General features: G+C 60.9%; 10 protein-coding genes and 1 pseudogene. 7 read left to right on the top strand and 4 right to left on the bottom strand.

Features of this window, described 5'->3' with window-relative positions; all coding sequences use genetic code 11:
- The coding region (locus tag ACP7D9_RS24065) for a cell wall hydrolase (RefSeq protein WP_426159805.1) at positions 1 to 159 on the top strand (159 nt) is incomplete at its 5' end.
- Positions 160 to 238: 79 nt separating this feature from the next.
- Positions 239 to 583, top strand: coding sequence for a LexA family protein (locus ACP7D9_RS24060; RefSeq protein WP_426159802.1), 345 nt, complete (start codon positions 239 to 241; stop codon positions 581 to 583).
- On the opposite strand, the gene ACP7D9_RS24055 is transcribed toward ACP7D9_RS24060, so the two are convergent.
- Together ACP7D9_RS24055 and ACP7D9_RS24050 are read right to left on the bottom strand one after the other, a co-directional pair.
- Entirely contained in the window at positions 580 to 1,758 is a 1,179-nt protein-coding gene (locus ACP7D9_RS24055; RefSeq protein ID WP_426159801.1) for a tyrosine-type recombinase/integrase, read from the bottom strand. The two genes, ACP7D9_RS24060 and ACP7D9_RS24055, sit on opposite strands and share 4 nt — an antisense overlap.
- Positions 1,759 to 2,026: 268 nt before the next feature.
- Positions 2,027 to 3,106, bottom strand: a complete 1,080-nt coding sequence (locus ACP7D9_RS24050; protein WP_313006073.1) for a patatin-like phospholipase family protein — start codon at positions 3,104 to 3,106, stop codon at positions 2,027 to 2,029.
- 280 nt (positions 3,107 to 3,386) lie between these two features.
- Here ACP7D9_RS24050 and ACP7D9_RS24045 point away from each other — a divergent pair, with 280 nt between their 5' ends.
- The 4 genes from ACP7D9_RS24045 to ACP7D9_RS24030 are packed head-to-tail and all read left to right on the top strand — an operon-like array spanning position 3,387 to position 5,988.
- Positions 3,387 to 3,695: a PepSY domain-containing protein gene (locus tag ACP7D9_RS24045; RefSeq protein WP_313006076.1), complete on the top strand. Its 309-nt coding sequence runs from the start codon at positions 3,387 to 3,389 to the stop codon at positions 3,693 to 3,695.
- On the top strand, positions 3,695 to 4,006 hold the full coding sequence (locus ACP7D9_RS24040) for a PepSY domain-containing protein (protein WP_101159012.1): 312 nt from the start codon (positions 3,695 to 3,697) through the stop codon (positions 4,004 to 4,006). Before ACP7D9_RS24045 ends, ACP7D9_RS24040 begins: the two co-directional genes overlap by 1 nt.
- A 3-nt stretch (positions 4,007 to 4,009) precedes the next feature.
- Positions 4,010 to 4,678, top strand: a complete 669-nt coding sequence (locus tag ACP7D9_RS24035) for a response regulator transcription factor (protein ID WP_016775412.1) — start codon at positions 4,010 to 4,012, stop codon at positions 4,676 to 4,678.
- Positions 4,675 to 5,988 (top strand): sensor histidine kinase, encoded by a 1,314-nt coding sequence (locus ACP7D9_RS24030; protein ID WP_101159011.1) that lies wholly within the window; start codon positions 4,675 to 4,677, stop codon positions 5,986 to 5,988. Before ACP7D9_RS24035 ends, ACP7D9_RS24030 begins: the two co-directional genes overlap by 4 nt.
- A gap of 132 nt (positions 5,989 to 6,120) precedes the next feature.
- Here the strand turns inward: ACP7D9_RS24030 and ACP7D9_RS24025 are convergent, their stop codons facing one another.
- Together ACP7D9_RS24025 and ACP7D9_RS24020 are read right to left on the bottom strand one after the other, a co-directional pair.
- On the bottom strand, positions 6,121 to 6,876 hold the full coding sequence (locus ACP7D9_RS24025) for a methyl-accepting chemotaxis protein (protein WP_371699990.1): 756 nt from the start codon (positions 6,874 to 6,876) through the stop codon (positions 6,121 to 6,123).
- A 102-nt stretch (positions 6,877 to 6,978) separates the two neighbouring features.
- Positions 6,979 to 7,125: pseudogene (locus tag ACP7D9_RS24020) on the bottom strand (HAMP domain-containing protein); the annotation flags it as partial.
- Positions 7,126 to 8,683: 1,558 nt separating this feature from the next.
- Between ACP7D9_RS24020 and ACP7D9_RS24015 the strand changes: the two are divergent.
- Positions 8,684 to 10,000, top strand: a complete 1,317-nt coding sequence (locus ACP7D9_RS24015) for a Na+/H+ antiporter family protein (RefSeq protein ID WP_101159009.1) — start codon at positions 8,684 to 8,686, stop codon at positions 9,998 to 10,000.
- The last annotated feature ends 134 nt before the right edge of the window (positions 10,001 to 10,134 follow it).

Genomic DNA, 10,134 nt, shown 5'->3' with positions numbered 1-10,134 from the left:
CGGGTAGCGGCTGACCAAGTGATCGACGGCAAGGTGCCGGATCCCACCGGCGGCGCCACCCACTACTACGCTACCAGCATCAAGGCGCCGGCATGGGCGGCAAAGGCCAAGCAGACACTCCGGCTCGGTCACCACATCTTCTTCAAGGATGTTCCTTGATCAAATGCGGACGAGCAGCTCTTACATAGAAGGCGTATCAGCATAGAATACTGTCTGCCCATACAGCCCTGAGCCGACCATGAACGCCCCCGACCATCTCGAAATTTCCCTCGATCAATTACTGAACATTCGAGCCCCCGGTACTTACCTGGTGATGTGCGAGGGCGACAGCATGAAAGGCGCCGGCGTTTTCAGCGGCGATTTGCTGGTGGTGGACAAAGGACGAGAGGCAGTTGCCGGTAACATGGTCATAGGCGTAATCAACCAGGAACCAGCAGTGAAGTTCCTCGTCTACGTGCATGGCCGGCCTGTCCTGAGGTCGGCCAGCAGTGGCTACCCGGATCGACACATTCTCGAAGGCGACACGTTTGAAGTGTGGGGCGTGGTCACTCACAGTATTCGCGACCACGGGCAATCCGCTTAAGCTCGCTCGGTCGTCACCAGATCAGCCCACTCCTGCATCATTGCCCGTCGCTGCTCGAGATAGGAAGCGTGGTTGTAAACGTCGCGGATGAAGCTGCTGTCTGCGTGTGCAAGCTGACGCTCGATCCAGTCTCGGTTATAGCCCCTCCCGTTCATCTCGGTTGAAAAGAGATGGCGGAAACCGTGTGGAGACTGCTTTCCGGTCAGGCCGCAGGCGTCCAGAACGTTGTTTGCATAGTTGGTGCCGATCGGCATCGTCGAGTCACTGCGATTGACGAAAACGTAACGAAGGTGGCCCGTGATCGGCAGCATTGCTTTTAAAAGATCAACCGCTTGAGTAGGCAGAGGCACCGAGTGGTCTCTGCGCATTTTCATCTTGGCGGCGGGGGTTGCCCATACGGCAGTATCGAGATCGATCTCCGACCATTCAGCGCGACGTACCTCTCCCGGGCGGGACGCGGTGTAGATCATCAACATGAATGCCGCTCGAAGCTGCTGGCCTGAAGATGATTCTTGAACAGCCGCTATCGTTTTCGGCATTTCGCTGAAAGGCAGGAAGGGGTGAGGCTTGTGCTGGCCCATGCGCTCAGTGACTGCGTGCATCTCTGCGGTAGGGTTTACGTCGATCAAGCCAATTGCAATGGCATAGCTGAAAACCTGGCCTGTTCGCTGACGCACCTTGACGGCGGTGGCTACCGAGCCGCGTTTCTCAATCTTCCGAATCAAGCTGATGACATCGGCTCGCTTGATAGAGTCGATTTGCCGCGTGCCAAAAGCTGGCAGTACATCCAGTTCCATCAAGTTGCTGATGATTCGGTATGTTCCAGGCGAAATGCTCCCCTTCCTGAATGCCAGCCACTCGTCGTAAACACGACGAAAGGTACGGCCCCCGGCCTCGATCATCTCAGCCTTTTTCTCCCTTCTCGAATTGCGCGGGTCAATCCCGCTGGCAATGTCTTCCCGTGCGGCGTCTCGACGCGCGCGCGCTTCCTTTAGGCCTGTATCCGGGTAAGTCCCGAATGAAATCCGCGCCTGTTTACCAAGCCAAGTGAATCGAAAGTGCCAGCTTTTTATGCCGCTGGTGGCTATATAGAGGGAAAGCCCAAGGGAGTCGGCGATCGTGTATGCCTTGTCCTTCGGCTTGGCCTGCCTGGCCGCAGTGTCCGAGATTGCCACTAGTACATCCTCTGCTTTCTGATCTCAATGTACTGGATGATGTACTAAGTCTTTGTCACTGGGAAGGTATCGCACGGTACAGCTTGGTACTCGATCGGCTTATGTATCAGCGGTTACGCGGGGGTTTATGAAACGGAGGGGTTTTAGGCGGGAGGCTACCGTGGAATCTTTGAAGATTTCCACGGTAATTTCGGCTCTGTTCAGATGGCGTTCGCCGCAGCGATTCGGGCAGGCGGCGAGTTTATCAGCTTGTCTTTGACCGTGCTGACTAAAGGGTCAGCAACCGGTCGGCGAGGCGACCGTTGGCCGTCAGTTCGAGAAATTCGTCGCCCAGTCGGCGGCTTTCGTCCATCGCCGCGTGCCAGTATTTCTGCCGGTTCGGCGCATCGCCCATGAAGCGTTTGAAGTCGTTCCGATCGGGCAGTTTGCCGTAGGGCAGACGCGCCAGATATTCCTTCGACGGCGCGACCAGCACCACGTCCTGCAAACGCTGCACCGAAGCGCGGCGCCATGGCAGGGTCTTGTCAAACCAGCCGGGAATCACCCGATCGGTGAAGTGCGGATAGAGCACGATGCCGTCGCCGCTGTAGGGCAGGTCAAGGTGATAGTCGAGCAGGCCGCCGTCGCGGAACGTCCCCGCGCCGGCGCCGGGCAAGTCGCGCACGCCTTCCATGACCATCGGAATCGACCCGGAAGCGAGCAGGGCCTGACGCAGATTGCCGGTATTGAGTGCAACGAAGCGCGAGGGGAAATCGGTCAAGGCATCGAGCGGCGGGGCCAGGCGCGGATCGTGGATGATCAGCCGTTCGAAGTGCCGCGACAACCGTGCACGACCGCGCAGGTTGTCGGCGATCACTGAACCCAGCGCCAGACCAAGGCGCCCGCGATGGTCTTCGGCGAGGCGTCCCTGGCTTTTCACCACCATGATGTTCAGACGGTAATCGGGGTTGTCCAGGATGCTCGCATCGCGGCCGTCGAGCAGGTCGTTGAGCATGCGCTGCGAGCTCTGACTGATCTCGGCCATGGTCACGCCTTTGTTGAAATTCTGCTCGGCGTACAGCTGACCGAGGCGGCGAATGCCCTCGGCGGCGTCCGGCAGGCAGGCACTGGCGAAGCGCCAGGAACCCACCGATGCACCGATCAGCGAACGCTCGCGCGGCGCACTCGGCAGCCACTCGCCGAACAACGCCAGATCGAGCCCCTGAATCCCCAGCGCCTTCGGCCCACCGGCCGCGCCGGGCAGGGTGCCGACGTCAGCGGCGTGCAGCCCCTGCGCACGAATCCTCGCCATGGCCCGCGGGCCGGCCTTGAGGATGAGGGCGGGAAACTTGATGTGGATGGCGGTCATACCGGTCTCGATCGTTAGCAAGCTGCGAATTATAAGCACACCGCCGAATCCTGTGGGAGGGCCCGCGACGACGGCGTACAGATCGTTCCCACGCTCTGCGTGGGAATGCAGCCGGGGACGCTCTGCGTCCCATTGGAACGCGGAGCGTCCCTTGAGGCATTCCTTTGCTGCGCGTGGGAACGATCAGACTGAGGGGCACAATGATGGCCATTCAGTTTCAGTTAAGTTGACCCCGCTAAGGTGCCCACCGTAAGCAACATACAAGAATTCGGAGACACCCATGAATACCCTGACTGCCCTGACCACTGCCTCGATCATCGGCCTCACCGCCAGCACCGCTTGCGCGCGCGATCTCGGGCCTGACGAAGCGCTTCGTTTGCGCGACGCTGGTACTATCGTCTCCTTCGAGAAGCTCAACGCCATCGCGCTGGAAAAACACCCCGGTTCGGAAATCACCGAAACCGAGCTGGAGGAAGAGTACGGCAAGTTCATTTACCAGATCGAACTGCGCGACCCCAAAGGGCTGAAGTGGGATCTGGAGTTGAATGCCGTCGATGGTGAAGTGCTCAGGGATCATCAGGATACGTAATGAAGCTGAATATTCGCGCCACCCGCCTGACAGCGCTGGCGCTGGTGTTGCTCTGCAGCACTGTCATGGCCCGGGATCTTGACCAGGACGAGGCGCTGGAACTGCGTCGCCAGGGCGTGATTCTGCCACTGGAGCAAGTGCTGCAGCAGGCCATGGACCGCTACCCCGGCGCCAAACTGCTGGAGGTCGAGCTGGAAGAAAAACACGACGTGTACATTTACGAAGTCGAATTGCTGACGGTCGAAGGCGTAGCGCGCGAGCTGCACTTGAAGGCCGATACCGGCGAGTTAGTCAAAGACAAGGAAGATTGATCGATGCGTTTGCTTCTGGTGGAAGACCACGTACCGCTGGCCGACGAATTGCTCGCTGGCCTGCAACGCCAAGGCTACGCGGTGGATTGGCTCGCAGACGGCCGCGATGCGGTGTATCAGGGCAGCAGCGAGCCCTATGACCTGATCATCCTCGATCTTGGCCTGCCCGGCGTGCCGGGGCTGGACGTGCTGGCGCAGTGGCGCGCGGCCGGGCTGGCGATTCCGGTGCTGATCCTCACCGCGCGCGATTCCTGGGCCGAGCGCATCGAAGGTCTGAAGGCGGGCGCGGATGATTACCTGACCAAACCGTTCCACCCCGAAGAGCTGTACCTGCGCATTCAATCGCTGTTGCGCCGCTCCAAGGGCCAGGCCAATCAGCCGACCCTGCAAGCCGCCGGTCTGCATCTTGACGAAGGCCGTCAGTGCGTGGTTCGCGACGGCGCCGACATCCAGTTGACCGCCGCAGAATTTCGCCTGCTGCGCTATTTCATGCTGCACCCCGAACAGATCCTCTCGAAAAGCCACCTCGCCGAACACCTCTACGATGGCGAAACCGAGCGTGACTCCAACGTCCTAGAAGTGCATGTCAATCACCTGCGGCGCAAGCTCGGTAAAAGCGTGATTGAAACCCGTCGCGGTCAGGGCTATCTGTTTGGCGGGCAAGCTTCATGAGGTCAATCCAGCGCCGTTTGAGCCTGGGTTTGATCAGTGTGATGGTGATCGTCGGTCTGGTGCTGGCGCAGACCAGTCTGTGGTTGTTCGAAGTCGGTTTGCAGCGCTACCTCGAAGCCGGCCTGCGCAACGACAGCGAAAGCCTGCTGGTGGCGTTGGTGCGCGGCCCGCAAGGCCTGCAACTGGATGAGCGGCATCTGTCGCCGGCCTATCAGCGGCCCTTTTCCGGGCATTACTTTCGCATCGACTTCTCTGACAGCCATTGGCGTTCGCGCTCGCTGTGGGATCAGGAGCTGCCGCTGCTGCAACAACCGGGGCTGCACAGCAACCTGCAATTGGGCCCGGGCGGGCAGCGCTTGCTGATACTGCGCTCGGACTATCGGCGCCTGGGCCAATCAATCTCGATCAGCGTCGCTCAGGATTACACGCCGGTCAGCGACAGTTTCCAGCGCATGCGCCAGATCGGCCTGGGTCTGGGGCTGGCGGCGTTGCTGCTGATCCTGTTCCTGCAACGTCTGACCGTACGCCGCGCGCTGAAACCACTGGAACGCGCGCGCGAGCAGATTGCTCAACTGCAACAGGGCCAGCGCTCGCAACTCGACGATCAGGTACCGGTGGAGCTGGAGCCACTGGTGGCGCAGATCAACCATTTGCTCGCCCACACCGAAGACAGCCTCAAGCGCTCGCGCAATGCCTTGGGAAATCTCGGCCACGCGCTGAAAACCCCGCTGGCAGTGCTGCTGAGCCTGGCTTCCAGCGAAAAGCTCGATGACCATCCCGAGCTGCGCAGGATTCTCAAGGAACAACTGGAACAGGTGCAGCAGCGCCTCAATCGCGAACTCAATCGCGCGCGGTTATCGGGGGATGCGCTGCCCGGCGCGTTGTTCGACTGCGATGCCGAACTGCCGGGGCTGCTGGCGACGCTGAACATGATCCACGGCGAACATCTGGCCTTGAATTACGTCGCACCGCCCGGGCTGCAATTGCCGTGGGATCGTGAGGATTTGCTTGAACTGCTCGGTAACCTGCTCGACAACGCTTGCAAATGGGCCGATGCCGAAGTGCGCCTGAGCGTCATCGAGCGCACTGACGGTTTTGCGCTGAGCGTGGAAGACGACGGCCCGGGGATCCCCGAAGAGCAGCGCACTCAGGTGTTCAGCCGCGGCACGCGGCTGGATGAGCAGACCCATGGGCATGGGCTGGGATTGGGAATTGTGCGGGACATTGTCGATACGTGGGGTGGCTTGCTGGTGCTGGGCGAGAGCGAGTGGGGCGGGTTGAAAGTGGTGATTGAACTGCCTAAGCGGTGACTCTGAAACTGCCAAAGATTGACCTGTTGGAGCGGGCTTGCTCGCGAAAGTGGCGTGTCAGTCGATCATTGTCTCGCCTGACACACCGCCTTCGCGAGCAAGCCCGCTCCCACATTCGATAGACGGTGGATTTCAGACCCGGAACTGATCCATCAACCGCTGCTGCTGATTCGCCAGGCTGTTGAGCGACTGGCTCACTCGCGCGGACTCATTCGCCTGCCCGGACAATGATTCGGTCACATCGCGAATCGTCGCCACGTTGTTATTGATCTCTTCGGCCACTGCGCTCTGCTCTTCGGCGGCGCTGGCGATCTGCAGATTCATGTCGCTGATCACCGTCACCGCATCGCCGATCTGCCGCAGCGCCGTTACCGCCTGGCCCACCTGCTCGACACTGCCCTGCGCCTGACGGTGGCTGTTGCCCATCGAACCGACCACTTCCTGCGTGCCGTTCTGCAATTGCTCGATGACCTGACGGGTTTCCTCCACCGACTCCTGCGTGCGGCGCGCCAGGTTGCGCACCTCATCGGCGACCACGGCGAAACCGCGTCCGGCTTCACCGGCACGGGCAGCTTCGATGGCGGCGTTGAGTGCCAAGAGATTGGTTTGCTCGGCGATGGCGCGGATGGTTTCCAGCACCGTGCCGATTTTCTCGCTGTTGGCGGCCAGGCCCTCAACCTGAACCATCGCCGCGCTCATGTCGGCGGCGAGGGTGTCGATGCTCGCGGTGGTGCGGTCGATCACGGTCAGGCCCTGACGGGTGGCGCGGTCGGCGTCCTTTGCGGCTTCGGCGGCCTGCGCGGCACTGCGGGCCACGTCTTGCGCGGTGGCGCTCATTTCGTGGGACGCGGTGGCGACCTGATCGACCTGGCGATATTGCTGCTCCATGCCGGCGCTGGTCTGAGTGGCGATGGCCGAAGACTGGTCGGCGGTGTTGCGCGCGTCCTGCACCGAGCGTTTCACTTCGGCAATGATCGGCTGCAACTTGTCGAGGAAGCGATTGAACCAGCCGGCCAGTTGCCCGAGCTCATCCTGCTTGTCATAGGCCAGACGCCGGGTCAGGTCGCCTTCGCCGCTGGCGATGTCTTCAAGCATGTGTGCCACGCCGAGAATCGGTTTGGTCACGCTGCGCGCCATCAGCCACACCAGCAGCAGACCGATCAGCGCCGCGAGCAGACCGAGGCTCAGTTCGATCAGCGTGCCCGAAGTATTGCTCGCATCCAGTTGCTGCTTGAGCGCTTCGGCGCGGCTGACCAGGACTTTTTCCGGCACATCCAGCAGCACGCCCCAGGCCGGCCCGCCGGGAATCGGCTGGAACGGCGAGAGCACTTTCAATTGGCCATTGCTGTGCAGACTGCTCACGCCAGTGCTCGAGGCGAGCAGGCGCAGCAACTCGCTGCCGCTGGCTTGATCCACCGCATCCAGACGCTGACTGAGTTTGCTGGCGTCGGCGCTGTAGCCGGCGAGCAGGCCTGCAGGGCTGACGATGCTGACGGCGGTCTGACCGTCGTAGAGTTTTTTGCTCGCGTTTTGGCTGACCGCTTGCAGGCTGTTGAGATTGATGTCGACCGACAGCGAGGCGATGACTTTACCGTTGAGCAACAGCGGGAAGACGATGCTGGTCATCAGCACTTTCTGCCCGTCGATGACATAGAAGTACGGCTCGATCACGCAGGGTTTGAGCGTGCTGCGCGGGCAGGTGAACCACGCGTTGGCCGCCTGACCGCTGGGGCCGGTGCGGGTGTCGCTCATGTCGCTTTCCGGCAGCGCCATCGAGGTGACTTTGCCCGGGGTCGGCTGCGACCAGTACAGGGCGAAACGGCCCTTGTCGTTGCTGCCCAGCTCAGCCTGATCGGCGAACAGTTCGTCCTTGCCGTCCAGCGCATTGGCTTCGAACACCAGCGACAGGCCGAGCAGGTCAGGGTTGGCCTGCAGCGCGGATTTGACCTGACGGGTCATGTCCTCGCGCAGGTCGAAGGCGTCGAGAAAACGCTTCTCGGCCTGCTCGCGCAAAAACAGCACCTGGCGCGAGAAACCGTGACCGTACTGATAGGCGTCCATGAATTGCTGACGAATGCCCGCCGCCTGCACCTCACCCTGCGACTCGATGCGCGCCTGTGCCGACTCGGTGAGCATTTCCATGCTTGACGCCTTGACCAACGCGGAACTGTGCTCCATGCGGTAGAGCGAAAGACCGACGAGCAGGGTCACGATACCGGCGAGGCAGAGGCCGGCGAGCAGGGTGATTTTCCATTGGATGGAAAGGTGTCTGAGCGACATGGAAAACATCCTTATTCGATAAATATCTGAGACTTTGCACTGTAACGGCTGAAAAACAGCTTTCTTGAGCGGCAAGCTGCAAACCGCAAGCCGCAGCTAGAGCCGGACCTTGATGATCGTTCCCACGCTCTGCATGGGAATGCAGCCCGGCACGCTCCGCGTCCCAAAGCGGACGCAGAGCGTCCATTGAGACATTCCTTTGCTGCGCGTGGGAACGATCAAGCGGCAAGCGAAAAGCGAGGCGTGGGCGCAAGGATTTGCTTTTCGCTTGCCGCTCGAAACTTGCAGCTTGAGGCTGCTTGGGGCACAGTGCGCGCCCTTTTAACAAGACCCTTTTGGCTCCGCCGAGCAGTTCTGGCGGACTCATCCTGTCTGGCGGTCGGTTGTCCACCGCAGTGTTTTTCGAGGTAGTAAAATGAATGCAGTCATAGCAGCCGTCGGCGTCATGCTGATCCTCAGCCTGTCGCGCGTGCATGTGGTGATCGCGCTGATCGTCGGAGCGCTGGTCGGTGGCCTGACCGGTGGTCTGGGCATCGATGCCACACTCAAGGCGTTCAACAGCGGCCTGGGCGGCGGCGCGACCGTGGCGTTGTCCTACGCCTTGCTCGGCGCTTTCGCCGTGGCGATCGCCAAGTCCGGGCTGGCCCATGCATTGGCCGACAAGGCTCTGGCCATGGTCGATCGGCAACATGCGACCAGCGGCGGTAACGTCAAATGGCTGTTGATCGGCCTGCTGTGGGTAGTGGCGATTGCTTCGCAGAATATTCTGCCCATCCACATCGCGTTCATTCCGCTGCTGGTGCCGCCGCTTCTCTATGTGCTGACCAAGCTGCAACTCGATCGCCGCCTGATCGCTTGCGTCATGACCTTCGGCCTGATCACCCCGTACATGTTCCTGCCGGTGGGGTTCGGCAACATTTTCCTCAATGAAATTCTGCTGGCCAACGTCGCGCGCAGCGGCGTCGACATCAGCGGCATCAATATCACCCACGCCATGGGCATTCCGGCGCTGGGCATGGTCTTCGGTCTGGCGATGGCGTTCATCAGCTATCGCAAGAAGCGCGTTTATGACCTTGCCAAAATCGAACAGGTCGAGCAGGCGGCGGTGCAATACAACCCGCTGAGCCTGATGATTGCAGGCGTGGCCATTGCTTCGGCGTTCGTGGTGCAACTGCTGTTGGATTCGATGATTATCGGGGCGCTGGTGGGCTTTTTGATCTTTTCGGTGTCCGGCATCGTCAAGTGGCGCGAGACCGATGACCTGTTTACCGAAGGCATGAAAATGATGGCGATGATCGGCTTCATCATGATCGCGGCCTCAGGCTTCGCCGAAGTGATGAAGGCCACCGGGCAAGTGCAGACACTGGTTGAATCGTCGGCTGCGTGGATCAACCACAGCAAAGGCGTCGGCGCACTGTTGATGCTGCTGGTGGGATTGCTGGTGACCATGGGCATCGGCTCGTCGTTCTCCACCGTGCCGATTCTGGCCGCGATTTTCGTGCCGCTGTGCGTACAACTGGGCTTCAGCCCGATGGCCATCGTGTGCATCGTCGGCACCGCCGGTGCATTGGGCGACGCCGGTTCGCCGGCCTCGGATTCGACCCTCGGCCCGACCTCCGGCCTGAACATCGACGGCCAGCATCACCACATCTGGGACACCGTGGTGCCGACTTTCCTGCACTACAACCTGCCGCTGCTGGCATTCGGCTGGGTGGCCGCGATGGTCCTCTGACCCTGTCACCGATCACCCTGTGATCGTTCCCACGCTCTGCGTGGGAATGCAGTCCGGGACGCTCTGCGTCCCTTCCAGAAGCCGAACGCGGAGCGTCCGATGAGGCATTCCCACGCAGAGCGTGGGAACGATCA

Source organism: Pseudomonas sp. TSRC2-2 (assembly GCF_049897785.1).
Taxonomy (GTDB): Bacteria; Pseudomonadota; Gammaproteobacteria; order Pseudomonadales; family Pseudomonadaceae; genus Aquipseudomonas.
The sequence above is the reverse complement of the archived record's forward strand: the minus strand, read 5'-3'. Positions and strand labels throughout refer to the sequence as shown.